Consider the following 426-nt stretch of genomic DNA (forward strand, 5'->3'; position numbering starts at 1 on the left):
AGGAGACAGGGCCATGCGCCACAGAAAGACCGGCCGTAAGCTGAATCGGACGTCGAGCCATCGTCAGGCAATGTTTGCCAATATGGCGGCGGCGCTCATTCGCCACGAGCAGATCGTGACAACCCTGCCGAAAGCGAAAGAGCTCCGGCCGTTCGTGGAGAAGCTCGTCACGCTCGGAAAGCGGGGCGACCTGCATGCGCGTCGGATCGCGATGTCGCGTCTGCGCGATGAAGAGATGGTCAAGAAGCTTTTCGAGACGATCGGCCCGCGCTACGGCGAGCGGAATGGCGGTTACACCCGCGTGCTCAAGGCCGGCTTCCGGTATGGTGACAGCGCGCCGGTCGGCGTGATCGAGTTCGTCGATCGCGATGAGGACGCGCGTGGCGCCGAGGATCGGGCTCGCATGGAAGCGGCCGAGGTCGCGGA

1 protein-coding gene is annotated in these 426 nt (G+C 64.3%); it reads left to right on the forward strand.

Annotation, left to right across the window (positions count from 1 at the left end; all coding sequences use genetic code 11):
* Positions 1–13: 13 nt before the first annotated feature.
* A partial coding sequence (gene rplQ, locus CH341_RS31910; protein WP_111423744.1) for a 50S ribosomal protein L17 occupies positions 14–426 on the forward strand: 413 nt, incomplete at its 3' end.

Source organism: Rhodoplanes roseus, assembly GCF_003258865.1.
GTDB lineage: Bacteria > Pseudomonadota > Alphaproteobacteria > Rhizobiales > Xanthobacteraceae > Rhodoplanes > Rhodoplanes roseus.